The 23,703-nt window shown below is 65.9% G+C and carries 19 protein-coding genes and 1 pseudogene; 15 read left to right on the forward strand and 5 right to left on the reverse strand.

Translation table 11 applies throughout. The features are described from left to right. Together AC6EI8_RS11675 and AC6EI8_RS11680 are read left to right on the forward strand one after the other, a co-directional pair. Positions 1-281, forward strand: a pseudogene (locus AC6EI8_RS11675) (tRNA (adenosine(37)-N6)-dimethylallyltransferase MiaA); the annotation flags it as partial. 72 nt (positions 282-353) lie between these two features. Next, on the forward strand, positions 354-860 hold the full coding sequence (locus tag AC6EI8_RS11680; RefSeq protein ID WP_498382000.1) for a GNAT family N-acetyltransferase: 507 nt from the start codon (positions 354-356) through the stop codon (positions 858-860). 196 nt (positions 861-1,056) lie between these two features. On the opposite strand, the gene purM is transcribed toward AC6EI8_RS11680, so the two are convergent. Continuing rightward, positions 1,057-2,109 carry a phosphoribosylformylglycinamidine cyclo-ligase gene (gene purM / locus AC6EI8_RS11685; protein WP_498382001.1) on the reverse strand — a complete coding sequence of 351 codons (1,053 nt, stop codon included), beginning with the start codon at positions 2,107-2,109 and terminating at the stop codon, positions 1,057-1,059. Between the two features lie 294 nt (positions 2,110-2,403). Between purM and AC6EI8_RS11690 the strand changes: the two genes are divergently transcribed. The 9 genes from AC6EI8_RS11690 to AC6EI8_RS11730 all read left to right on the forward strand — a co-directional run bounded on the left by AC6EI8_RS11690 (position 2,404) and on the right by AC6EI8_RS11730 (position 9,666). Next, positions 2,404-3,474: an AI-2E family transporter gene (locus tag AC6EI8_RS11690; protein ID WP_149316688.1), complete on the forward strand. Its 1,071-nt coding sequence runs from the start codon at positions 2,404-2,406 to the stop codon at positions 3,472-3,474. 10 nt (positions 3,475-3,484) lie between these two features. Then, positions 3,485-4,192 (forward strand): DnaA regulatory inactivator Hda, encoded by a 708-nt coding sequence (hda, locus tag AC6EI8_RS11695; RefSeq protein WP_149316687.1) that lies wholly within the window; start codon positions 3,485-3,487, stop codon positions 4,190-4,192. A 153-nt stretch (positions 4,193-4,345) separates the two neighbouring features. Continuing rightward, complete coding sequence (locus AC6EI8_RS11700) at positions 4,346-5,020, forward strand: histidinol-phosphatase (protein ID WP_006578919.1); 675 nt, start codon at positions 4,346-4,348, stop codon at positions 5,018-5,020. Position 5,021: 1 nt separating this feature from the next. Then, positions 5,022-6,527, forward strand: coding sequence for a polynucleotide adenylyltransferase PcnB (pcnB, locus tag AC6EI8_RS11705; RefSeq protein ID WP_226107177.1), 1,506 nt, complete (start codon positions 5,022-5,024; stop codon positions 6,525-6,527). Beyond that, the gene (gene folK, locus AC6EI8_RS11710; RefSeq protein ID WP_149316685.1) at positions 6,524-7,042 is read left to right on the forward strand and encodes a 2-amino-4-hydroxy-6-hydroxymethyldihydropteridine diphosphokinase; all 519 of its coding nucleotides are present in this window, start codon (positions 6,524-6,526) and stop codon (positions 7,040-7,042) included. The genes pcnB and folK overlap by 4 nt, the downstream gene beginning before the upstream one ends. Next, complete coding sequence (locus AC6EI8_RS11715) at positions 7,006-7,368, forward strand: DMT family protein (protein ID WP_149316684.1); 363 nt, start codon at positions 7,006-7,008, stop codon at positions 7,366-7,368. Before folK ends, AC6EI8_RS11715 begins: the two co-directional genes overlap by 37 nt. Before the next feature lie 49 nt (positions 7,369-7,417). Then, the gene (panB, locus tag AC6EI8_RS11720) at positions 7,418-8,239 is read left to right on the forward strand and encodes a 3-methyl-2-oxobutanoate hydroxymethyltransferase (protein ID WP_149316683.1); all 822 of its coding nucleotides are present in this window, start codon (positions 7,418-7,420) and stop codon (positions 8,237-8,239) included. 9 nt (positions 8,240-8,248) lie between these two features. After that, entirely contained in the window at positions 8,249-8,947 is a 699-nt protein-coding gene (locus AC6EI8_RS11725) for an ABC transporter permease (protein WP_149316682.1), read from the forward strand. After that, positions 8,944-9,666 carry an ATP-binding cassette domain-containing protein gene (locus AC6EI8_RS11730; RefSeq protein WP_226107176.1) on the forward strand — a complete coding sequence of 241 codons (723 nt, stop codon included), beginning with the start codon at positions 8,944-8,946 and terminating at the stop codon, positions 9,664-9,666. Before AC6EI8_RS11725 ends, AC6EI8_RS11730 begins: the two co-directional genes overlap by 4 nt. Here AC6EI8_RS11730 and AC6EI8_RS11735 read toward each other — a convergent pair. Further along, a complete protein-coding gene (locus AC6EI8_RS11735) occupies positions 9,663-11,579 on the reverse strand; it encodes a chorismate-binding protein (protein WP_498382002.1) in 1,917 nt (638 codons plus the stop codon). The two genes, AC6EI8_RS11730 and AC6EI8_RS11735, sit on opposite strands and share 4 nt — an antisense overlap. A 366-nt stretch (positions 11,580-11,945) precedes the next feature. Between AC6EI8_RS11735 and AC6EI8_RS11740 the strand changes: the two genes are divergently transcribed. Both AC6EI8_RS11740 and AC6EI8_RS11745 read left to right on the forward strand, forming a co-directional pair. Continuing rightward, on the forward strand, positions 11,946-15,974 hold the full coding sequence (locus AC6EI8_RS11740) for a hypothetical protein (protein ID WP_498382003.1): 4,029 nt from the start codon (positions 11,946-11,948) through the stop codon (positions 15,972-15,974). Between the two features lie 202 nt (positions 15,975-16,176). After that, positions 16,177-17,004 carry a hypothetical protein gene (locus AC6EI8_RS11745; RefSeq protein ID WP_498382004.1) on the forward strand — a complete coding sequence of 276 codons (828 nt, stop codon included), beginning with the start codon at positions 16,177-16,179 and terminating at the stop codon, positions 17,002-17,004. A 110-nt stretch (positions 17,005-17,114) separates the two neighbouring features. On the opposite strand, the gene dnaJ is transcribed toward AC6EI8_RS11745, so the two are convergent. The 3 genes from dnaJ to AC6EI8_RS11760 all read right to left on the reverse strand — a co-directional run bounded on the left by dnaJ (position 17,115) and on the right by AC6EI8_RS11760 (position 21,126). Beyond that, positions 17,115-18,248 (reverse strand): molecular chaperone DnaJ, encoded by a 1,134-nt coding sequence (gene dnaJ, locus AC6EI8_RS11750; RefSeq protein ID WP_006575623.1) that lies wholly within the window; start codon positions 18,246-18,248, stop codon positions 17,115-17,117. A 185-nt stretch (positions 18,249-18,433) separates the two neighbouring features. Continuing rightward, positions 18,434-20,389: a molecular chaperone DnaK gene (dnaK, locus tag AC6EI8_RS11755; RefSeq protein WP_149316678.1), complete on the reverse strand. Its 1,956-nt coding sequence runs from the start codon at positions 20,387-20,389 to the stop codon at positions 18,434-18,436. Positions 20,390-20,574: 185 nt separating this feature from the next. After that, positions 20,575-21,126 (reverse strand): cob(I)yrinic acid a,c-diamide adenosyltransferase, encoded by a 552-nt coding sequence (locus AC6EI8_RS11760; RefSeq protein ID WP_498382005.1) that lies wholly within the window; start codon positions 21,124-21,126, stop codon positions 20,575-20,577. Between the two features lie 206 nt (positions 21,127-21,332). On the opposite strand from AC6EI8_RS11760, the gene AC6EI8_RS11765 reads away from it, so the two are divergent. Both AC6EI8_RS11765 and AC6EI8_RS11770 read left to right on the forward strand, forming a co-directional pair. Then, positions 21,333-22,751, forward strand: a complete 1,419-nt coding sequence (locus tag AC6EI8_RS11765; RefSeq protein ID WP_498382006.1) for an FAD-binding oxidoreductase — start codon at positions 21,333-21,335, stop codon at positions 22,749-22,751. 55 nt (positions 22,752-22,806) lie between these two features. Further along, on the forward strand, positions 22,807-23,697 hold the full coding sequence (locus AC6EI8_RS11770; RefSeq protein WP_149316676.1) for a LysR substrate-binding domain-containing protein: 891 nt from the start codon (positions 22,807-22,809) through the stop codon (positions 23,695-23,697). Positions 23,698-23,703: the final 6 nt, after the last annotated feature.

The following is a 23,703-nucleotide window of genomic DNA, read 5'->3' on the forward strand; positions in this document are numbered from 1 at the left end:
TCGCCGGCGGGCTGCTGGACGAGGTCGAACGCCTGCGGGCACGCGGCGACCTGCATCCGGGACTGCCATCGATCCGCTGCGTCGGCTACCGGCAGGTCTGGGAATATCTGGACGGCCTCTGCGACTTCGCCACGATGCGCGAGCGCGGCATCGCGGCGACGCGCCAGCTGTGCAAGCGGCAGCTGACGTGGCTGCGCTCGACGCCCGAGCGGCTGGTGGTCGATTGCCTGGCGCCGGACTATGTCGACCAGGTCGCGCGGCTGGCGCAGCCGGGCCCGTAGCCGACGGCACGGCGAGCGCGCGATAATCGCGGCCTCGTCCCGTCCGGGCTACTACATTCAAATTCCGCCGCCATGACCGCCACCGCCTTCACGCTGCGCCCCGCCACCGCCGACGACTGCGACACGCTGCTGCGCCTGATCGCCGAGCTCGCCGAGTACGAAAAGCTGACCCATCTGGTCGAGGCCACGCCCGAGAAACTGAGCCGGACGCTGTTCGGCGCGCGCCCGCTGGCCGAGGCCGTGCTGGCCGAGGTGCCCACGCCCGAAGGCCCGCGCGCGATCGGCTTCGCGCTGTTCTTCCATAACTACTCGACGTTCCTGGCCAAGCCCGGCCTCTATCTGGAGGACCTGTATGTCGAGCCGGCCTGGCGCGGCCACGGCATCGGCAAGGCCCTGCTGATCCATCTGGCGGGACTGGCGGTCGAGCGCGGCTGCGGCCGTTTCGAATGGACGGTGCTGGACTGGAACACGCCGTCGATCGACTTCTATCGCGCGATGGGCGCCAGCGTGCTGCCGGACTGGCGCATCTGCCGGGTTACCGGCGAGGCGTTGACGGCGATGGCGGGGAAGTCAGCCTGACGGCGCGGGCATGAACAAGCGGGCTTGAACAAACGGGCTTGAAGAAGCGGGCGTGAACAAGCGGGCTTGAACAAACGGGCCTGGACAAGCCGGCCTGCCTCGACACGGGCAGCGACGCGCCCAAACAAAAACAGGCGGATGCCAAAGCATCCGCCTGTTTTTTTGTCCCAACGCCGGGAGGATCAGACCACCGTGGTCAGATCACCACGGTCGGCGCCTGCCCCTCCTCGCGCTCGCGGATCTCGCCGATCTGCCACACCGCCTCGCCGGCGGCCTGCAGATGCCGGATCGCGCGTTCGGCGTCTTCCTTGGCCACGATCACCACCATGCCGATGCCGCAGTTGAACACGCGGTGCATCTCGTCGTCGGCGACGCGGCCCTGGGCCTGCAGCCACTGGAACAGCGGCGGCAGCGTCCAGGCATCGCGCTGCAGCACCGCGGTGACTTCCTTGGGCAGCACGCGCGGCACGTTCTCGGTCAGGCCGCCACCGGTGATGTGGGCCATGCCCTTGACCGGGAGCGTCTCGATCAGCGACAGCAGCGGCTTCACGTAGATGCGCGTCGGCGCCATGATGGCGTCCTGCAGGCGCTGGCCGTGGAAATCGGCCTCCAGGTCCGGCTTGGCGACCTCGATGATCTTGCGCACCAGCGAATAGCCGTTCGAATGCGCGCCAGACGAGGCCAGGCCCAGCACCACATCGCCCGGCACGATGGTGGTCCCGTCGATGATGCGGCTCTTCTCGACCGCGCCGACCGCGAAGCCGGCCAGATCGTATTCGCCGTCCGGGTACATGCTCGGCATTTCCGCGGTCTCGCCGCCGATCAGCGCGCAGCCGGCCAGTTCGCAGCCATGGGCGATGCCCTGGATCACGGTGGCGGCGGTATCGACGTCCAGCTTGCCGCAGGCGAAATAGTCGAGGAAGAACAGCGGCTCGGCGCCCTGCACCAGGATGTCGTTGACGCTCATCGCGACCAGATCCTGGCCCACGGTGTCGTGGCGGTTCAGCTGGAAGGCCAGCTTCAGCTTGGTGCCGACGCCGTCCGTGCCGGACACCAGCACCGGCTCCTTGAACTTGCGCGACAACTCGAACAGCGCGCCGAAGCCCCCGATGCCGGCCATCACGCCCTCGCGCATGGTGCGCTTGGCGAAGGGCTTGATACGGTCGACGAGCGCGTCGCCCGCATCGATGTCAACGCCGGCATCGCGGTACGAAAGGCCTGCCTGGCCGGAAGTGGGGGCTGCGCTCATGGAATTCTGCGGGTCCTGGATGGTGGAAATGACGACACTCGGGCGAGTCGGATCACGCGTCGGACCACGCACAAGTGAGGAATGCGGCCCTCGCGGCGCCGGTTGGCGGGTCGCGAGTCCAGTAGAATCGCGATTTTAACGGATACCGGGTGTCGGCTTCCAGTTGCATCGGCTTGTGCCGTGCAAACCCGCCGCCGCCGGGCGACGACCCGCGCTTGCCGCGCGTCCTCGGCTTTCCTTTTGCTGGTCTCTTTCAGCTGGTCTCTTTTTACCGGTCTTTCCCCCACTGTCCCGATGAACGCCCCCCTGCTGTCCCACGAGGCCAAGCGCATTCTGCTCTGGGTCGCGCTCGGCGTCGCGCTGTTCGCCACGCTGCTGGCGCTGGCGCCGGTGCTGTCGCCCTTCCTGTTCGCGTTCATCTTCGCCTACATCCTGAACCCCGGCGTCGACTGGCTGCAGCGGCACAAGGTGCCCCGGGTGATTGCCGTCTCGCTGATGATCCTGCTGCTGATCGTCGTCGTGGTGTTGCTGGTGCTGCTGGTCATCGCCGTGCTCCAGCGCGAGATTCCGCAGTTGCGCGAGCAGCTGCCCGAACTGCTGAAGAAACTCAACTCGGTGGTGGCCCCGCGCTTGTCCGAACTCGGCGTGCGCGTGCGCTTCGACTTCCCGGGGCTGCGCCGCATGATGTCGGAGCGCTTCGCCGCCAGCCCGGAGGACCTGCTGGCGGTGCTGCTGACCTATGTGCGCGTCTCCGGCACCGCGCTGATCACCTATGGCGGGCTGGCGCTGCTGGTGCCGATCGTCATGTTCTATCTGCTGATGGACTGGCACATGGTGATGCGCCGCATCGAGGGCCTGGTGCCGCGCCGCTGGGTGCCCAAGGTGCGCGAGCTGACCGCCGAGACCGACGCGCTGCTGTCGCAGTATCTGCGCGGGCAGATCGTGGTGATGCTGATCCTGGCCGCCTTGTATTCGATCGGCCTGACCATCGCCGGCTTCGAGATCGCGATCCCGATCGGCGTGTTCACCGGCCTGGCGGTCTTCATCCCCTATATCGGCTTCGGCTTCGGCCTGGCGCTGGCGATCGTCGCGGCGCTGCTGCAGTTCGGCAATCTGTACGGGCTGGGCGCGGTCGCCCTGGTCTACGGCATCGGCCAGTTCGTCGAGAGCTTCTATCTGACGCCGCGCCTGGTGGGCGACCGGATCGGGCTGCATCCGCTGGTGGTGATTTTCGCGCTGCTGGCCTTCGGGCAGCTGTTCGGCTTCTTCGGCGTGCTGCTGGCGCTGCCGACCTGCGCGGTCCTGCTGGTCGGCGCCCGCCAGTTGCGGCGGCTGTATGTGACAAGCGACCTCTACCGGAAGTAATCGATACGCCATGTCTCCGCGCCCCAAGCAACTGTCGCTCGAACTGGGCAGCCCGCCGCCATCGACCTTCGAGAACTTCTTCGTGTCGGCCAACCGCGAGCCGGTGCAGCGGCTGCGCGAACTGCCGGGCGCGGTGGCGCAGGAGCGCGCCGCCGACCGGCTGATCTATCTGTGGGGCGAGACCGGCTCGGGCCGCACCCATCTGCTGCACGCGCTGTGCGACGCCGGCCCCCATGCCGGCCTGCGCTGCCGCTATCTGAGCCCGCACCACGCGCTGGCCGATTTCATCTTCGATCCGAGCTGCCAGCTGTACACGGTCGACGACGTCGACCTGCTCGACGAGGCCCGCCAGATCGCGGTGTTTTCCCTGTATAACGAGGTGCGCGCGCACGTGCGCACCGCGCTGGTGGTGGCCGGCAGCCTGGCCCCGGTCACCATGCCGGTGCGCGAGGACCTGCGCACGCGGCTCGGCTGGGGCCTGGTCTACCAGCTCGCGCCGCTGTCGGACGACGACAAGATGGCCGCGCTGGTGCAGGCCGCGCGCGAGCGCGGGCTGCAGCTGTCCCCCGAAATCCCGCACTGGCTGGTGACGCGCCACTATCGCGACATGCCCAGCCTGATGGCGCTGCTGGACGCGCTCGATACCTATTCGCTCGAACGCAAGCGGGCGGTGACGCTGCCACTGCTGCGCGAAATGTTCGCCGAGCTCCGTGAATAGCGCGCGGGCCGGCCGGAAGCCCTACACACCGGCCCACACGCCGGCCCGCGCAGCGGCCCCAAACACCGGCTCGCACCCGGCCCGCCCCTTGGCACGCTCCCTGCAATCGGCCGCCAAGCCGGCCGTCATCCCCTTAAGGTAAAATCGCCGCCCATGAATCTGGCATTGTTCGACCTCGACCACACCCTGATCCCGACCGACAGCGACCACGAATGGGGCCGCTTTCTGGTCCGTCTTGGCGTGGTCGACGAGGAAACCTATCGTCGCAAGAACGACGAGTTCTACGGCCACTACAAGGCCGGCACCCTCGATATCCAGGCCTTCCTGAAGTTCGCGCTGGCCCCCCTGGCGGCCCATCCGCGCGAGCGCCTGAACGCCTGGCGCCAGCAGTTCATGCACGAAGTGATCGAGCCGGCCATCACGCCGCAGGCGCGCGCGCTGGTCTACAAGCATCTGGACGCCGGCGACCTGTGCGCCATCGTCACGGCGACCAACAGCTTCGTCACCGCGCCGATCGCCGCCGCCTTCGGCATCAAGCACCTGATCGCCACCGAACCCGCCACCGCCGACGGCCTGGCCGAGAGCGCCTACACCGGCGAAGTGTTCGGCATTCCGAGCTTCCGCGAAGGCAAGATCGCCCGCGTCGAGGCCTGGCTGAAGGAACAGGGCGCGCGCTGGCAGGACTTCGCCACCACCACTTTCTACAGCGATTCGATGAACGACCTGCCGCTCTTGGCCAAGGTCACCGAGCCGATCGCCACCAACCCGGACGAGCGCCTCCGCCATCATGCCGCCGCGGCCGGCTGGCGCATCATGGACCTGTTCTGACGTGATCAAGAAGCTTATCAACCGGCTGCTGGGCAAGCCCGGGCCCAAGCAGCGACGCCTCGGCCGCGCCCACACACCGCGCATCATCAGCGCCGACGAGCACCAGATCGATCCCACGCTGCTGTCGCGCAACGCGGTCAAGGTCACCAGCACGCTGCAGCAGGCCGGCTACCAGGCCTTCATCGTCGGCGGCGCGGTGCGCGACCTGCTGCTCGGCATCAAGCCCAAGGACTTCGACGTGGCGACCAACGCCACGCCCGACCAGGTGCAGGCGCTGTTCCGCCGCTCGCGCATCATCGGCCGGCGCTTCCAGATCGTGCACGTGACCTTCTACGGCGGGCGCGAGCAGGAAATCATCGAGGTGTCGACCTTTCGCGCGCTGGTCGACGCGGTGGCCAGCGAAACGCTGCCCGAAGGCCGCCGGCTCAAGCGCGCCGAACTGGACAACAAGACCCACGCGATCGACGCCTCCGGCCGGGTGCTGCGCGACAACGTCTGGGGCTCGCAGGCGGAGGACGCCGAACGGCGCGATTTCACCATCAATGCGATGTACTACGACCCGGCCGAGCAGACCGTGCACGACTACCACCACGGCATGGAAGACATGCGGGCGCGCACGCTGCGGATGATCGGCGATCCGGTCACCCGCTATCGCGAGGACCCGGTGCGGATGCTGCGCGTGGTGCGGTTCGCCGCCAAGACCGGCTTCGACATCGACGAGGCCACGCGCCAGCCGATCGCCGACCTGGCCTCGCTGATCCACAACGTGCCGAGCGCGCGCCTGTTCGACGAGATGCTCAAGCTGCTGATGTCGGGCCACGCCTGGGCCTCGCTGCAGGAGCTGCGCAAGGCCGGCCTGCACAAGGGCCTGCTGCCGCTGCTCGACGTCGCGATCGAACAGCCGCTGGGCCAGCGCTTCGTGCAGCTGGCGCTGGACAACACCGACCGCCGCGTGCAGGCCGGCAAGCCGGTTTCGCCGGGCTTCCTGTTCGCCGCGCTGCTGTGGCACCACGTGCTGCAGCGCTGGAAGTCGCTGCGCGAAGGCGGCGAGCATCCGATCGCGGCGCTCAATACGGCGATGGACGACGTGCTCGAGCGGCAGACCGGCCAGCTGGCCATCCAGCGCCGCTTCGTCACCGACATGCGCGACATCTGGGGCATGCAGCCGCGCTTCGAGAAACGCGTCGGCCGCATGCCGTTCCGCCTGCTGGAATCGCCGCGCTTCCGCGCCGGCTTCGACTTCCTGCAGCTGCGCTGCGAGGCCGGTGAGATGCCGGCCGAACTGGCGACCTGGTGGCTGGACTTCCAGAACGCCGACTCCGAAGGCCGCGAGAATCTGATCGAAGCGGCACGCGCCTCCGGCACCGCCGGCAGCGAGGGTCCGGCGCGCAAGAAGCGCCGTCGGCGGCCGGCGCGGAAATCGGATAAAGTTTCCCCCCGGGATGAGACGGACGCGGCAGCCGACCAGCAAGGCGGCGCGCGCGGCCAGCCGGAGGAAACCGAATGACACTGGCCTTCATCGGCATCGGCGCCAATCTGGGCGACGCAAGACAAGCCGTCAAGGATGCCATCGTCTGCCTGGCGCAGCAGGTCGGCATCCGGATCGTGGCGCGATCCTCGCTGTATCGCAGCGCGCCGGTCGATGCCGGCGGCGACGATTACTACAACGCGGTGGTCAAGCTGGAGACCAGCTTCACGGCCGCCCAGCTGCTGGTCATCTGCCACCATATCGAAGACCAGTTCGGCCGCGAGCGGCCCTTTCGCAATGCGCCGCGCACGCTGGACCTGGACCTGCTGGTGTTCGGCGACGAAATGCATGACGGCGCGCAACTGACCGTACCGCATCCGCGCGTCGCGGCGCGCGCGTTCACGCTGGTGCCGCTGCTCGAGCTCGAACCCGAGCTGGTGATTCCGGGCCTGGGCCGCGCGGCCGACCATCTGCCCGCGGTCGCGGGCCAGCGCATCGACAAAGTTTCCTTCTGCCAATGTACGCGCCAAGCGGAATCTCCCCGTTCTTCCTGACTGCCGGCCTGCTGACGCTGTCCAATGTGTTCATGACCTTCGCGTGGTACGGCCACCTGAAGGACCTGGGCAGCCGCCCCTGGTATATCGCGGCGATCGTCAGCTGGGGCATCGCGCTGTTCGAGTACCTGCTGCAGGTGCCGGCCAACCGGATCGGTTTCCAGCATGGCATCTCGCTGGCGCAACTGAAGATCCTGCAGGAAGCGATCACGCTGACGGTGTTCGTGCCGTTCTCGCTGCTGTACATGCAGCAAAGCTTCAAGTGGGACTACGTGTGGGCGGCGCTGTGCATGGTCGGTGCCGTCTATTTCATCTTCCGCAGCTGACAGCCCCGCCCGTTCCGGGCGCCGGCCAGCGGACCTCCGAGGCACAACGATGAGCTATCTCCTGGAACCCTCCCGCAAGTCCATCACGATCCCCAAGCTGCAGGCGATGCGCGCCGCCGGCGAAAAGATCGTGATGCTGACCGCGTACGACTCGAGCTTTGCCGCGCTGCTCGACCACTGCGGCGTCGAGGTGATCCTGATCGGCGATTCGCTGGGCAACGTGATGCAGGGCCAGCAGACCACGCTGCCCGTCACGCTGGAACAAATGGCGTACCACACCGAATGCGTGGCGCGCGGCAACCAGACCGCGCTGGTCGTCACCGACCTGCCCTTCGGCACCTACGGCACGCCCGAGCAGGCCTTCGCCAGCGCCGTGACGCTGATGCGCGCCGGCGCGCAGATGGTCAAGCTCGAAGGCGGCGAATGGCTGGCGCCGACCGTCCGCTTCCTGGTCGAGCGCAGCATTCCGGTGTGCGCGCATATCGGGCTGACGCCGCAGTCGGTGCATGCCTTCGGCGGCTTCAAGGTGCAGGGCAAGACCGACGCGAGCGCGGCCCAGCTGCGCCGCGACGCCGAGGCGCTGCAAAGCGCCGGCGCCCAGCTGATCGTGATGGAAGCGGTGCCGGCCGCGCTGGCCGCCACCGTGACCAGCCAGCTGGAGATTCCGACCATCGGCATCGGCGCCGGCGTGGATTGCTCGGGCCAGGTGCTGGTGCTGCAAGACATGCTGAACATCTATCCCGGCCGCAAGGCGAAGTTCGTGCGCAACTTCATGGAAGGCCAGACCTCGATCGAGGCCGCGATCCGCGCCTATGTCGCCGCGGTCAAGGACGGCAGCTTCCCCGCGCCCGAACACACCTTCTCGGCCTGACGCCGCCCGATGGAGATCGGCGCCGCCACCGCGACCGCCTTCGCGCTGCTCGCCGGCGGCGATCCCGCGCTGTGGGAGATCGTCTGGACCTCGCTGAAGGTCGCCTTCGCCGGGCTGGCGATCGCCACCGCCCCGGCGATCGGCGCCGCCTACCTGATCGCCACCCATGACTTCCCCGGCCGGCGGCTGGTGGTGGTGCTGGCGCAGGCCTTCCTGTCGTTTCCGACCGTGCTGGTCGGCCTGATCCTCTATCTGCTGCTGACGCGCCAGGGGCCGCTGGGCAGCCTCGGGCTGCTGTTCACGCCCACCGGCATGGTGATCGGCCAGGCCGTGATCGGCTTTCCGGTGGTGCTGGCGTTCGCGCTGTCGACGCTGCAGGGCGCCGATGCGCGGCTGCGCGAGACCGCCTGGGTGCTGGGCGCCGGCGCCTGGCGCACCTTCTTCACCGTACTGCGCGAGCTGCGCTTCGGCCTGATGGCGGCGGTGGTCGCCGGCTTCGGCCGCGTGATCGCGGAAGTGGGCTCGGCGCTGATGATCGGTGGCAATATCGAAGGCTCGACCCGTACCATCACCACCGCGATCGCCCTGGAGACCAGCAAGGGCGAATTCGCCCAGGGCATCGCGCTTGGCATCGTGCTGGTGGCCCTCGCGCTGCTGGTCAACGTGCTGCTGGCGTGGTTGCAGGGCGCCGGAGGATTTCGCCGATGAATGCACCGGAGTCGGATCGGAACCGCCCCGCCGGGGACGCGCTGGCGCCGCCGCTGCTGGTGGTGCGCGGGCTGCGCCGCCGCATCGGCGCGCGAGCGCTGTTCGATATCGACGCGCTGGCCTTTCCGCGCGCCACCGCGGTGGTGCTGACCGGCGTCAACGGCGCCGGCAAGACCACGCTGCTGCGGATGATCGCCGGCCTCGAACGCGCGCCCGGCGCCACCGTCGACTGGACCGGCACCGACGGCCGGCCGTGCAGCGCCTCGCTCGATCCGCTGCCGCTCGCGCTGCGCCAGCGCATCGCCTACATGCATCAGCATCCCTACCTGTTCCGTACCTCGGTGCGCGAGAACATCGCCTACGGGCTGCATGCGCGCGGACTGCCGGCCGACGAGGTCGCGCGCCGCGTCGGCGCCGCGCTGGGCTGGGCCGGGATCACGCATGTCCAGGACACCGCGCCCGACCGCCTGTCCGGCGGCGAAATCCAGCGCGTGGCGCTGGCCCGCGCCAAGGTGCTCGAGCCGGACCTGCTGCTGCTCGACGAGCCGACCTCGAACCTGGACGGCCACGCGCGCGAACAGGTGATCGCCCTGGTGCGCGAGCTTGCCGCCGAAGGGCGGACCGTGGTGATGATCTGCCACGACCGCGACCTGATCAATCTGCCCGGCGTGGTGCGCTGGAAGCTGACCGACGGGCGGCTCGACACCCATCACCGTTAGGGCTTTTCTGCGGGCAAGCGCAGCGTGGCGGGCAGCACGCCGCGCAGCGCGTTGGCGATCGCCAGTTCGTCGGCGCGCAGCAGCATCTCGCGCGTGATCGGGCTCTCGACCACCGTTCCGCCGAGATAGCCAACGCCATCGCGCAGCACCTCGTTACGCATCACGCCCGGCAGGATGTCCGCCGACAGCGGCGGCGTCAGCCAGCGGCCGTCGACGCGCACGAAGACCGAGCTGCGTCCCCCTTCCAGCAGTTCGCCACGCGTGTTGAAGAACAGGCTGTCGAAGGCGCCGATGCGCTCGGCTTCGCGCCAACCGGCGTCGAAGGTGTCGCGCGCGCTGGTCTTGTGCCGGCGCAAGGGATCGGCGACAGGCAAGGCGACGTCGGCGACGATCAGGCCCACCGGTCCTTGCGGCAACGGGGCCAGCGCACCGGAGGTGCATCGCAGCGTTCCGGCCTTGTCCAGCGTGAGCCGTAGCCGCGCGGGACCTTGTGCGAGGGCTGCCGCCTCCCGCGCGATCGCCTCGCGCACCGCTTGCTGATCGAAACGAAAACCGAAACACGCCGCTGACGCACGCAGCCGGGCCAGATGCGCATCTAGCCGCAGGCAGCGGCCCTGCTCCACCCGCATCGTCTCGATCAACGTGAAGCCCGGATCGTGCCCCGTCAGGAAGCGCGCCTTCCAGCCGCATTCGGCGTACTCGTCGGCAGCAACGCTGTCGTGCACGATGCCGCTGCCGACACCCATTTCGCCTGCCCTCAGGCCGTCGTCGCGGCGCGGACCGAGCACCAGCGTGCGGATCGCCACGGACAAGGCCGCCTGTCCCAGCGTTTCGCCCGGTTCGGGCGCGTCGACCCAGCCGATCGCGCCGGTATAGAGGCCGCGCGGGGCGCGCTCCAGCTCGGCGATGATCTCCATGGTCCGGCGCTTCGGCGCACCGGTGATCGAGCCGCACGGAAACAGCGCGGCCAGCAGGCCGGCCAGCGTGGTCCCGGCGCGAGCGGTGGCCGTCACCGTCGAAGTCATTTGCAGGACCTGGCCGAACGGCTGCACGGCGAAGCGTTCGGGCACCTGCACCGTACCCGGCTGCGCGACCCTGCCGAGATCGTTGCGCAGCAGGTCGACGATCATCACGTTCTCGGCCCGGTTCTTGTCGTCCGCCGCCAGTGCGGCCGCGGCTTCGGCATCGCGCTTCGCATCGCCGCTGCGCAAGGCGGTGCCCTTCATCGGCCGGGTCACCAGCTTGCCGCCGCCCTCATGACGGAAGAACAGCTCGGGCGATAGCGACAGCACCCAGTGATCGCCGGGCAGCCTGGCCAGCGCGCCATACGGCACCGGCTGCGCGCGGCGCAAGTCCCGATAGAAAGCGATCGGATCGCCAAAGGATGCGAAGCGCAGGCGCTGCGTGAAATTGACCTGATAGGTATCGCCAGCCTCGATCCATTCGTGGATGCGGGCGATGGCCGCGTGGAAGCTGCGTTCGTCGGTATCCGAGCGGACCTGCATCGCGCCGGCGGGCGCGGTGGTGTCGCAATGTTCATCGAGCCAGCGCCCGATCTTCGCCGCATCGCACACCGTCTTGGACGCGAACCACAGGACGCGCATCCCGCCATCGGCAAACGGATTGGCGGCACTGGGCTGCGCCAGCGTCGGCACCCGAACCAGGGGCGCGCCGAATTCGTAAGGGGCGAACAGGCAGGCATGCCAACCTTCCCTCCACCCGTCTTTCAGGCTCGGCTCCAAATGCTCCAGTGCACCCGCCGGCACGACGTCCATGCGCATGAAGCCGGTATAGAGCCGGCACGTCGTCCCCTCGCCCGTGGCCTCGTCGAGCAGGACGAACGGCGCGCCAGGGTCGATCCGAGGCAGGAAGGACGAAGCGGAATGGCCTGAGCTAGGGGACAACGTGGACATCGGGCAGCAGGGTGAGGGAACGCCTTGGGCGCGGCTTCGGGCCGGCAGACAAAAGAGAGGCCACATTATCGCCCGCGATGGACCCGCCTTCGCAATTCGCTCGCGGGACAACCACCGCTCGACGTCGCCGTCCGCGCGCCTTCCCACAAGCGCACAGTCTTTGTCGTTGCCAGCAAAAACAACTCTCCGCCGTTTTTTATAGCGAGGTCTGCCCAATGCGCGGATCGTTGCCGCCATGCCGTCCGCAGTGATGGCGAAAAAAGAAAACGGGACCGTCGCCCCGTGCATGACGCACGGGACTGAAACCGCTACGGGGGAGAGATGGGAGCCAGGACATCTACCATCAAGTGTGCGCGCCTCGAGGACTTGGCCACCGTCCCAAGGTCAGAGAAGGAACCGCTGCTCCGGGTTCGTGAAGGCGACATCGGCTATGTGAATGTACAAGTCGAGGGCCACGAATACCTGGTCACCAGAACCGGCCAGTTCGGCGTTCAGGTCTGCCGACTCGATATCGAAGATCTCCCGCTCGCCACGCGATTCTTCCAGGCCATCAAGGAGTTCTTTACTCACCGAGTTGCCGATTTTTTTCAACTCCGCGGTGTAGGCAGCCGGTCCTATCGGATCGGCAAGGCAGTCGAAAGCTGGACGGGATTTGCGGATGGGCAGGAGAAGGCGGAGGGGCCGCCGAGCGTACTGGCGCCAACAGTCAGTATCCAGACGCCCGGTAAAAAAACGACGGAAGGCCAGTCCAACTACGCCGTCGTGCATTTGGCAAACCATGGTACGCGGCCGGCGGGCAAGATCAAGATTTCGACAGCGTGCAAGCCTCTGAGCGAACGCGATTACACGTGGCGAAATGGCTTGCTCTGTCGGCTCTTTGGGCCAGCAACGAAATTGCAGGCTGGAGCAGCGCCAGAATTGGATGACGAGGCTTGCCGAACGGAACTCACGGCAGCCTTCGACCTCGCCGGCGAAGACGCACAGCAGGCATTTGCGCGGCTATATGAAACGATGCTCGCCATGGTTGGCGTCCAGGGGGCTGCGGTTGCCAATGCTGGCAGTGCGCACGTGCCGCTTGTTACCCGCGCAAAGCTGCTGTTGCTTGGATGCGCAATCTCGACCCACGTCTGTGCCGAACAAACGCCACGGAAACGGTCACCGCAGGAAGCAGCCGAGGTGCTCGGCATGCTGGGCTCTTCTTGGCATCAGTTGAGCGACCACAGTGAGGCAGCGATTCAATGCTGGCAGGCCGCTCGTCGGCTATCTCGTTGCGAGCTTGGCCTTCAGATGCTCCTGGAGCTGATCGGCCGGCCCACAGATTTGCCGGAGCCGGTCGTGGAACAGTGGCAAGCGGCATTGCGGATCTATCTTCAAGCGTGCGATTACTTGAGCTCCCGTAGTGATGCGGCCCGCCAAGAGGACGCGCGCCGTGGATCGGCAAACGCCGACGGCAACATCGCAAGCGAACTTGATGCCCTGCGGGCCTGGACCGGACATCCAATCGGCGCCGCCCAATATGCCGCGGCCATGCTGGCCGATGCAAACCATCGACGGGAAAACCGGCTGGCGTATCGCGCGTTGATCGGTGCCGTCAAGCTGATGCAGATTCGCGCGTTGGCCGATCCTGCATGGATGAAGGCCCAGCGCCGAGCGATGGAGGGCGCAGGTTCGGTGCCATCCTTGGCGGCACCGTTGTCGAAAGACGAAGTCGTGGCGCTCGCCTTGTGGCGTAACGGCTTCCGCGACGACCTGGATGATGGCCTGCTCGCACAATTTCAGCACCTGCTCAACAAGCTGGTATTGGAGTGGCTGCCGCGCAGGCGCGTCGATCTGCTGACGGGTGTCGAGAACGAGCTGATGCCCGACGATTCACCCGTTGCCTTGGCGTTGGGTGATCCGATGACGCAGGCAGTCACCCGAAGAACCGTGACGCAGCAGAGCCAGGACTACCACACGGCAATGGGCCGGATGACACGATTGCTGGTGTTGCATTTCAAGATGGTGGCGGGGATTCCGTTGCTTCAGCATGAGGCATTGTTGCGGGATGTTTTGGTATTTGGAGACCAAATACGGAAGGTTTATTTGCCAAGCGAAACAGGCGCCGAGTTAGACGTTGAACTTAATCAAATTTTTACCCAGCTTGACAATGTTATTCGGATCATTGAGATGGATAGTGCGGTGCAGTTTTGCCCTGACGGCGACATTGAAAAGCTGACTCGCCAACTTCTCAATGAAGGTGATACCAAAATATTCCTGTCGAGGATTCGCCAACATTTGACGGCCATGCAACAACGTTATGCGAAAGCCAGTTTAGCCCCCCAGTCAGAGCAGCGATCCGATGTGGCGGCGCAGGATGATATTACGACTGCGCAGCAAATAGCCTACCTCGTCCGATATGCTGTTCTAACGCAATGGCTGTGCTCCACTGAATTCGGCATGCGTCTGCACGCATATACCGTCACGGATGCATTCAAGAGCGCCGTCATCAGCGACCTGATCGATGTTCCAGCCAATCGTCCGCATCGACTAGAAATAGAAGCGGAATTGAGCGGCATTACACGAATCGATCTAGGCGTGATTGACGAATGGGCGGCGGAGGCCGGCGTGCTGAGTGCAACGGCACCGGAAGCGATCCCGGCAAGGCCGGGAGTGTCTATGGAAGCGACTGAGATATCTCGCCGCTTCCAGGAATACCGGCAGGTCGTCGCGATGCTGCGAGCCGGCCGCGACAAGGCCGATGCCGGAGTGGTACTCCCCGAGACGCCGCGCACCAGGGAAGATTTCCGACAGATCGCAAGTCATCGAATCGACACCAATCTCGGCAACGGTGCCAAGGGCAGCGTTTCGAGGACTGGGGGTGCAGGGGCGAGCGTCAGCATCGGTGCCGGCGCCGCCGCCATCCTCGCCGGCCCCGCCCCCACGATAAGCGTCTCGTTCTCGCAGGCGAGTACCACCACCCGTACGGGAAGCTTCGGCATCTTGAGTAGTTCCGTCGGTGGGCAGACGATGACCGTCAGCGAGACCACGGGAGATACCGGCCAGGTCGGGGCCGGCATCAGCGTCTCCACGACGACCGCCCTGGACGTCGGTGTGGACGCAAGCTACGTCGATCGAGATGGTACCGAGATCGGCATCGCCATACGTTCCCCGGCCACCCCCGGCTCAAGAGACTGGGTAAAGACTAGCCAGGACGCCGTCAACGTCGTATTCGGCAAGAAATTGGCGAACAAGATTGAGAAAGACCTGGCTGCTGCGCCGTATCCATCGAAAGGTGACCGCGCGCTTCGAGAGCTGTGCTACCAGTGCTTTCAGCCCCTGTTGAAGGGGGCACTCGCCCTGAATGTCTTTGACAACAAGACCTCATCAGAATCCGTCAATGCTGGCATTTCTGCCGGTGTTGGATTCAAGGTAAAAGAAGGGCTTCTTCAGGGCGCTCTCAATGCACGCCTGGGCAAGGAGACCGATCTGCTGACTCGCCAGACGCGGGTCGACCGGACCGGATCCACGCGGGTGGCGGTTCACGGCATTGGGGCCGGCTCCCGCTGCAGTGCGGCAGTGCGCGTGCTCGCTACCGTGCTGCCAAGTGAACTCACAAGCCATCTCAAGAGCGCCCTGTCATCAGGCGAGCTGGTGGGTACAACAGTAACTTTCAGGGAACGAGGCGCTCAACATTTTATTCGGCGAGAAACAAGGGATGGCCTCACCCAGCCTACTTTCGCGTGGGACATCGTTTTTCGCAATGTCGATGACTTGATCGCACACTCGAACATTCCGGAAGTGCGAGAACAATGGGGTGCGTACAACGAATCGCTGACCCCTGACGCGATGAAACTGGAGCTCGACAAGTGCATGCAGTACCTGCGATTGCACACTCGGGACTCCAGGCAGACCTTCATGGTCCGGCGATATCTGGTGGACGACAAGCTCACCGAGCTCAACGCATGGACGGCATTGGCAGAAGGACTGAGCGGCGACATCTTTCCGTTTGGCGACCTGTGTGATCGCTACGCGGTGGCGCAGCGCTGCTTGAGTTTGCTGACCAAGAACGAGCACTACAAGCTTGGCGGATTCGGCGCCTACACGGGCGACTTTCGCGAAGAAGAGATCGGCCTCCACGGTGGCTTGATGCTCACGGAGACCAGAACGGTATCCGTGTCGACGGAGCTGCTGTGGTTCAACGCTCGAATCTTTCCACGCGCACCGAAGTCTTTGGAGGAGACAGACGCATCGGGATCTGAAGGAACCAACCCCACGTTGCTTGTGCAGCCGCGAGAAAAGCCAGCCCGTGCGTCATATTCCCCCGAGTTGCGTAACCCGTCCCATTCCGAGGTCCAAGCGCAAGTCGGCTCCCCAATCCCATCCCAGGAATTAGACCATGCTCCACTCCTCCACTAGCCGCTCGTCACCTTTGAACACGTTAAACCCCATGGATCACGCGCGTCGGGCCTCGGCCTTCATTGCGCGTACCTGCATCGATGCATCGTCTTCAGATACGAAGCGCTTAGGACAATTCGCTATCGCGCCAAGCGATCATTCAGCCGATGGAGTGACGAATGCATGTAAGTCCCAGAATCCAGACCCTGTGGGAAAGAACGACATGCTGAAGACGCTGAAAGCGCGGAATCTCGCTGTGCACGGCGCACACATACATTTTCTGGGCATTCCAACTATCTTACTAGTGGCCTCCGCGTACGCCGCCAATAAGATAACTCGCAAGGTGTTTTTCGACATCCTCGACCTGTTTGTCCAACACACCAGGAGAGACACCGACCATCCCGATGGGATCAAGCCGCATCACCTCACGCGTCTAGGAATTTCGGCGAGCGATGCTGAGAAACTCCCATTGCACCATTCGCGGCACGACATTGTGCTCGTGGCAGGTCTTTTGAATGGCGTGATTGATATGGAGGATTTTTCTCTGTTGTATGAGCCCGGCCCAAAGGGGCGTTTCCTTCAACGTCATTTTCCAGGCGCACCGGTATTACCTGCCGCTCCACCTTGGGCAAAGCATTACTACTGCGACAAGCAAGATTTGCTGATCAGGACTCCGAGCGACGTTCAGCATCAATTGGAAAAGGAGATCCCGCTGATTTGTGCCGATATGGAACAAGGCCCCGACTTCTACACTTCCACAAACCACTACAAGCTCCGCCTGCTCGCCGCCGAAAGGAAGGGCGTTCCACTGAACGTCCTCGGCCCCTTCGACAACGAGGAATCGATGAGGCAAGCCTTCGCCGACATCTTCCATGTAGTTGCGCCTGACTACGAACCCAATGGCACCTGGCGTCAGGACGTCAAAACCTTCCGCTTCGTGGAGCCGAAGAGGATCGACTGGGTACCCCAGCAGCCGAAGACGATGGAAACGGGCACCGGACGACCTAAGCCGGACCGCAGCTGCTCGCAGCTTCTATGCAACGTCGTATGACGGCCCAGTCGGCATAGCGGGCACACAACACCTCCCGCACCAATAAAAAAGCCGCGCCCAACCAAGGGCGCGGCTTTTTGTCATTCCCCGCACACCCGGGGAAGCGCGACTCAGCTAAAAAAGCTCTTGACCTTATCCAACCAGGACTGCTCCTGCGGACTATGCCGCGAGCCGCCTTCGTGGACCGAGCGATCGAACTGGCGCAGCAGTTCCTTCTGCGCCTCGGTCAGCTTGACCGGCGTCTCGACGTTGACGTGCACGTAGAGGTCGCCGGGCGTGCCAGAGCGGACGCCCTTGATGCCCTTGCCGCGCAGGCGGAAGGTGCGGCCGGTCTGGGTGCCTTCCGGGACCGGGAAGCTGGCCTTGCCATTCAGCGTCGGCACTTCGAGGTCGCCGCCCAGCGCAGCGGTGGCGTACGAGATCGGCATCTGGCAATGCAGGTCGTCGCCGTCGCGCTCGAACACCGGGTGCGGCTTGATATGGACCTCGACATAGAGGTCGCCCGGAGGGCCGCCGTTGATGCCGGGTTCGCCATTGCCGGTCGAGCGGATCCGCATGCCTTCGTCGATGCCGGCCGGGATCTTGACCTCGAGGGTCTTCTGCGTCTTGATCTTGCCCTGGCCGTGGCATTTGACGCACGGCTTGGGGATGTACTTGCCGGTGCCGTGGCACTTCGGGCAAGTCTGCTGCATCGTGAAGAAGCCCTGCGACACGCGCACCTGTCCTATGCCCTTGCAGGTGGGGCAGGTTTCGACGTGCGAGCCGGGCTCGGCGCCGTTGCCGTGGCAGTGGTCGCAATCGTCCCAGTGCGGCACGCGGATCTGCGCCTCGTGGCCGTGCGCGGCCTGCTCGAGCGTGATCTCCATGCTGTAGCGCAGGTCGGCGCCGCGATAGACCTGCGGACCGCCGCGTTGCCGCCCGCCGGCCGCTTGGCCAAAGATGTCGCCGAAGATATCGCCGAAGGCCTCGGCGAAACCGCCGTAGCCCTGGGCACCGCCGAAGCCGCCCGCCATGTTCGGGTCAACGCCCGCGTGGCCGTACTGATCGTAGGCCGCCTTCTTCTCGGGATCGGAGAGCATCTCGTAGGCCTCCTTGGCCTCCTTGAATTTCTCCTCCGCATCCTTGCTGTCCGGATTGCGGTCCGGGTGGTACTTCATCGCGAGCTTGCGATACGCCTTCTTGATGTCGTCGTCGCTCGCGTTCTTGCCCACCCCGAGCACTTCGTAGTAGTCACGTTTTGCCATGGTGGCTCAAACCCTGATTGGCCGACCGGTGCGCACATGCGCGCCGGTCGACGAATAGCAAAAAGCCGAGCGGGGAAATCCGACGGCGCCGGCCCGCAGGTCCGCGCTTGGTCCGATATCCGCCGCCCGGCGTCGGGACAGGCATGGCGCCGGCGCAAGGCCCGCGCCATCCCATGTCCGTCGCATTACTTCTTGTCGTTGACTTCCTTGAACTCGGCATCCACGACGTTGTCGTCCTGCGGCTGCGCTTCGTGCGCACCGCCGGCCGCGCCAGCGCCGGCACCAGCCCCCGCCGCGCCGGTTTCGCCGGCCTTGGCCTGCATGTCGGCGTAGACCTTCTCGCCCAGCTTCTGGCTGACCTCGGACAGCGTCGCGACCTTGGCGTCGATCTCGGTCTTGTCGCCGCCGCGTGCGGCGTCTTCCAGTTCCTTGATCGCAGCCTCGATCTTTTCCTTCTCGCCCGACTCCAGCTTGTCGCCGTACTCGGTCAGCGCCTTGCGGGTCGAGTGCACCAGCGCGTCGGCCTGGTTGCGCGCGTCGGCCAGTTCGCGGGCCTTGCGGTCTTCCTCGGCGTTGGCCTCGGCGTCCTTGACCATGCGCTGGATCTCTTCTTCCGACAGGCCCGAATTCGCCTTGATGGTGATCCGGTTTTCCTTGCCGGTCGCCTTGTCCTTGGCGCCGACGTGCAGGATGCCGTTGGCGTCGATGTCGAACGACACCTCGATCTGCGGCATGCCGCGCGGCGCCGGAGCGATGCCTTCCAGGTTGAACTCGCCCAGCAGCTTGTTGCCGCTGGCCATCTCGCGCTCGCCCTGGTAGACCTTGATGGTCACCGCCGGCTGGTTGTCGTCGGCCGTCGAGAACACCTGCGCATGCTTGGTCGGGATCGTGGTGTTCTTGCTGATCATCTTGGTCATCACGCCGCCCAGCGTCTCGATGCCCAGCGACAGCGGGGTCACGTCGAGCAGCAGCACGTCCTTGCGATCGCCGGACAGCACCGAGCCCTGGATCGCCGCGCCAACCGCAACGGCTTCATCCGGGTTCACGTCCTTGCGGGCATCGCGGCCGAAGAACTCGCGCACCTGCTCCTGCACCTTGGGCATGCGGGTCATGCCGCCGACCAGGATCACGTCGTCGATATCGCTGACCTTGACGCCGGCGTCCTTGATCGCGATGCGGCACGGTTCGATGGTGCGCGTGATCAGTTCCTCGACCAGCGCTTCGAACTTGGCGCGCGTGATCTTCAGGTTCAAGTGCTTCGGACCCGAGGCGTCGGCCGTGATGTACGGCAGATTGATTTCCGTCTGCTGCGAGCTCGACAGTTCGATCTTGGCCTTCTCGGCCGCTTCCTTCAGGCGCTGCAGCGCGAGCACGTCCTTGGACAGGTCGACGCCCTGCTCCTTCTTGAACTCGGCGATAATGTAGTCGATCAGGCGCTGGTCGAAGTCCTCGCCGCCGAGGAAGGTGTCGCCGTTGGTCGACAGCACTTCGAACTGCTTCTCGCCGTCGACGTCCGCGATCTCGATGATCGAGATGTCGAAGGTACCGCCGCCGAGGTCATACACCGCGATCTTGCGGTCGCCCTTCTCGTTCTTGTCCATGCCGAAGGCCAGCGCGGCCGCGGTCGGCTCGTTGATGATGCGCTTGACCTCCAGGCCGGCGATGCGGCCCGCGTCCTTGGTGGCCTGACGCTGGGCGTCGTTGAAGTACGCCGGCACGGTGATGACCGCTTCGGTCACCGGCTCGCCGAGGTAGTCCTCGGCGGTCTTCTTCATCTTGCGCAGCACTTCGGCCGAGACTTGCGGCGGGGCCAGCTTCTGGTCGCGCACCGACACCCAGGCGTCGCCGTTGTCGGCCTTGACGATCGAGTACGGCATCAGGCCGATGTCCTTCTGGACTTCCTTCTCTTCGAACTTGCGGCCGATCAGCCGTTTGACGGCGTACAGGGTGTTGCGGGGATTGGTCACTGCCTGGCGCTTGGCGGGGGCGCCGACCAGGATCTCGCCGTCTTCCATGTAGGCGATGACCGAGGGGGTGGTACGCGCCCCTTCCGAGTTCTCGATCACCTTGGGCGTGTTGCCCTCCATGATCGCGACGCAGCTGTTGGTGGTACCGAGGTCGATACCGATGATCTTACCCATTTATTCTCTCCTCTTGAGCCATCGCTATCCGCGCGGCCTCAACTCAACCTGAGGCCGAAGTGTGGCCGGCCGGCACCTTTTCAAGGGCGGAACCGGCAAATCCGAGTAATTTTGTTGGTTTTTAGGGCGCCGGGCGCCGGCGGCGCCGGGGGCGAGAATCGGCCCGAACCGTCACTTATGTCAAATCAATTCTTGCGGCCGCGTTGCCATTGCACGTCGGTCTGCCCACCGGCCCGGTTGGCGACGCGCGCCAGCACGAACAGCAGGTCCGACAGCCGGTTCAGGTACTGGCGGGGCGCCTCATTGACCGCTTCGACCGCGCCGAGGGCGACCAGCGCCCGTTCGGCCCGCCGGCAGACGGTGCGGCAGACATGGGCCAGCGCCGCCGCGCGGGTGCCGCCCGGCAGAATGAATTCGGCCAGCCGGGGCAGATCGGCGTTGTAGTGCGCCAGCCAGTCGTCGAGTTGGGCGACCTGCTCGGGCTTGACCAGGGTGTATCCAGGGATCGACAGCTCCCCGCCCAGATCGAACAGGTCGTGCTGGATGTGCAGCAGCGCCGCGCGGATGTCGTCGGGCAGCGCCTCGGTCAGCAGCACGCCGAGCTGCGCGTTCAGCTCGTCCACGTCGCCGATGGCGGCGATGCGCAGGCTGTCCTTGCCGGTACGGCTGCCGTCGCCCAGTCCGGTGGTGCCCGCATCGCCGGTGCGGGTGGCGATCCGGCTCAATCGATTGCCCATGGAAGTCCTCCGTCTCGATGTCGCATTATGGCGCGCCATGCACGCGGCGTAGAATAACGGGGTCCGCAACACCGGGCCGCCCCGTGCGGCATCCTGACACGGGCGGCGGCTCGCCCGGTCGCAATGAACGACGACCGTCCATGCCGACCGCAGCCAGACAAGGCCAAGCAGCCTGCCTGGCCCGCCCAGCCCCGCCGGAGACCAGCATGAACCATCCCACGCCCCACGCCGACCTGACTCGCCGTCCGCTGCCGCCGGAGGTGGCCGACGCCCTGCAGGCGCGCTTCGGCGAGCGCTTCACTACCTCGGCGGGCGTGCGCGAGCACCACGGCCGCGACGAATCGCCGTTCCCGCCGGCCCCGCCCGATGCGGTGGTGTTCGCCCACAGCACCGAAGAAGTCGCCGAGGTCGCCCGGCTGTGCAACGCTCACGGCGTGCCGCTGATTCCCTACGGCGCGGGCTCGTCGCTGGAAGGCCATCTGCTGGCCGTGGCCGGCGGCATCAGCCTGGACCTGTCGCAGATGAACCAGGTGCTGGCGGTCCAGCCCGAGGACCTGACTGTCACGGTGCAGCCCGGCGTCACCCGCAAGCAACTGAACCAGGAAATCAAGGACACCGGCCTGTTCTTCCCGATCGACCCGGGCGCCGACGCCTCGCTGGGCGGCATGTGCGCGACGCGGGCGTCGGGCACCAACGCCGTGCGCTACGGCACCATGCGCGAGAACGTGCTGGCGCTGACCGTGGTGACCGCCGAGGGCCGCGTGATCAAGACCGGCACCCACGCCCGCAAGTCCTCCGCCGGCTATGACCTGACCCGGCTGTTCGTCGGCAGCGAAGGCACGCTGGGCATCATCACCGAGATCACGGTGCGGCTGTATCCGCAGCCCGAGGCGATCTCGGCCGCCGTCTGCGCCTTCCCCGACATGGGCAGCGCGGTGCGGGCCGTGATCGACACCATTCAGCTGGGCGTGCCGGTCGCGCGCGTCGAGTTCGTCGACGCGCTGGCGATCCGCGCGATCAACCGCCACGACCGTCTGACGCTGCCCGAAAGCCCGCACCTGTTCTTCGAATTCCACGGCACCGAGGCCGGCGTGCGCGAGCAGGCCGAGACCGTGCAGCAGATCACCGCCGAGCATGGCGGCCAGGGCTTCGAATGGGCGACGCGGCCGGAAGACCGCAGCCGACTGTGGAACGCCCGCCATACCGCCTACTTCGCGATGCTGCAACTCAAGCCGGGGTGCCGCGCGGTGACCACCGACGTCTGCGTGCCGATCTCGCGGCTGGCCGACTGCGTGGTCGAGACCGAGCGCGACCTGATCGCCTCGGGCCTGCCCTGCCCGATCGTCGGTCACGTCGGCGACGGCAATTTCCACGTGGCGATCCTGACCGACCCCGACAAGCCCGAGGAACTGGAACAGGCCGAGGCGCTCAACGCGGCGATCGTCTCGCGCGCGCTGGCGATGGGCGGCACCTGCACCGGCGAGCACGGCGTCGGCCTGCACAAGATGGACTTCCTGGTCAGCGAGCATGGCGAGGACGCGCTCGACGTGATGCGCGCGATCAAGCGGGCGCTGGACCCGAACGGCATCCTGAACCCGGGCAAGATCTTCCGCCCGAGCCGCTGAACCGCTAAATCACTGAACCGCTGAGCCGCCCCCTCAAGCCCACCCAAAACCGACCATGGCCGCGCTGTTCAACCGAATCCCGCCGCTCCATCTGCTGATCGCCTTCGAGGCGGCGTCGCGGCTGGGCAGCTTCGCCCGCGCGGCCGAGGAACTGTCGGTGACGCCCAGCGCGGTGTCGCACCGGATCAAGAATCTCGAGGAGCTGTGGGGCGAGGACCTGTTCGTGCGCGCCAACACCGCGCTGCGGCTGACCGCGGCGGGCACGCGCTATCTGCGCAATGTGCAGGACGCCCTCAAGTCGCTGAACGAGCTCGCCCGGCCCGAGTACAACAAGATGCGCACGCGGCTGCGGGTCGCCACGCCGCCGACCTTCGGCCGCCAGCATCTGGTGCCGCGGCTGCCCGAGTTCGGCGCGCTCTATCCGCATATCGACCTGGAACTGCAGCTGGCGATCCCCTTCCTCGACGTGAAAGCCGAGGACACCGACGTCGAGATCCGCTATGGCACCGGCCGCTACCCGGACCTGAAGACCACGCGGCTGCTGGTGGAGCCGGTGTTTCCGGCCTGCGGGCGCGAGTACTATGAACGGATCGACGGACGCGCGATCACGCGGCCCGAGCACCTGGCCAATCTGGTGCTGCTGCGCAGTCCGCTGGAGCCGTGGAAGCCGTGGTTCGAGACCGCCGGGCTCGACTGGCCGGAGCCGCAGAGCGGCCCGCAGTTCAACGACATCGGCTTCATGCTGGAGGCGGTCGCCTCGAACCAGGGCGTGGCGCTGGTGCGCCAGCGCATGGCGCGGCACTGGCTGTCGCTGGGCCAGATGGTGCGGCTGCTCGATATCGAATCGGAGTCGCCGCATGGCTACTACATCGTCGAGCGCGAACAGGCGCCGCTCAAGCCCGAGGCCCGCTACTTCGTCGACTGGCTGCTCAGCCTGGAGTGGTAGAGGCCG

This window comes from Cupriavidus sp. R6-3 (assembly GCF_059772245.1).

Coding starts and splice junctions, on each gene's coding strand:
- AC6EI8_RS11700 (WP_006578919.1), top strand. CDS start 4,346: ATGAATCTGGCATTGTTCGACCTCGACCACACCCTGATCCCGACCGAC.
- AC6EI8_RS11765 (WP_498382006.1), top strand. CDS start 21,333: ATGAACCATCCCACGCCCCACGCCGACCTGACTCGCCGTCCGCTGCCG.
- dnaK (WP_149316678.1), bottom strand. CDS start 20,389: ATGGGTAAGATCATCGGTATCGACCTCGGTACCACCAACAGCTGCGTC.
- purM (WP_498382001.1), bottom strand. CDS start 2,109: ATGAGCGCAGCCCCCACTTCCGGCCAGGCAGGCCTTTCGTACCGCGAT.
- AC6EI8_RS11725 (WP_149316682.1), top strand. CDS start 8,249: ATGGAGATCGGCGCCGCCACCGCGACCGCCTTCGCGCTGCTCGCCGGC.
- AC6EI8_RS11770 (WP_149316676.1), top strand. CDS start 22,807: ATGGCCGCGCTGTTCAACCGAATCCCGCCGCTCCATCTGCTGATCGCC.
- AC6EI8_RS11735 (WP_498382002.1), bottom strand. CDS start 11,579: ATGTCCACGTTGTCCCCTAGCTCAGGCCATTCCGCTTCGTCCTTCCTG.
- AC6EI8_RS11680 (WP_498382000.1), top strand. CDS start 354: ATGACCGCCACCGCCTTCACGCTGCGCCCCGCCACCGCCGACGACTGC.
- dnaJ (WP_006575623.1), bottom strand. CDS start 18,248: ATGGCAAAACGTGACTACTACGAAGTGCTCGGGGTGGGCAAGAACGCG.
- AC6EI8_RS11715 (WP_149316684.1), top strand. CDS start 7,006: ATGTACGCGCCAAGCGGAATCTCCCCGTTCTTCCTGACTGCCGGCCTG.
- AC6EI8_RS11730 (WP_226107176.1), top strand. CDS start 8,944: ATGAATGCACCGGAGTCGGATCGGAACCGCCCCGCCGGGGACGCGCTG.
- AC6EI8_RS11745 (WP_498382004.1), top strand. CDS start 16,177: ATGCTGAAGACGCTGAAAGCGCGGAATCTCGCTGTGCACGGCGCACAC.
- AC6EI8_RS11760 (WP_498382005.1), bottom strand. CDS start 21,126: ATGGGCAATCGATTGAGCCGGATCGCCACCCGCACCGGCGATGCGGGC.
- AC6EI8_RS11690 (WP_149316688.1), top strand. CDS start 2,404: ATGAACGCCCCCCTGCTGTCCCACGAGGCCAAGCGCATTCTGCTCTGG.
- hda (WP_149316687.1), top strand. CDS start 3,485: ATGTCTCCGCGCCCCAAGCAACTGTCGCTCGAACTGGGCAGCCCGCCG.
- folK (WP_149316685.1), top strand. CDS start 6,524: ATGACACTGGCCTTCATCGGCATCGGCGCCAATCTGGGCGACGCAAGA.
- panB (WP_149316683.1), top strand. CDS start 7,418: ATGAGCTATCTCCTGGAACCCTCCCGCAAGTCCATCACGATCCCCAAG.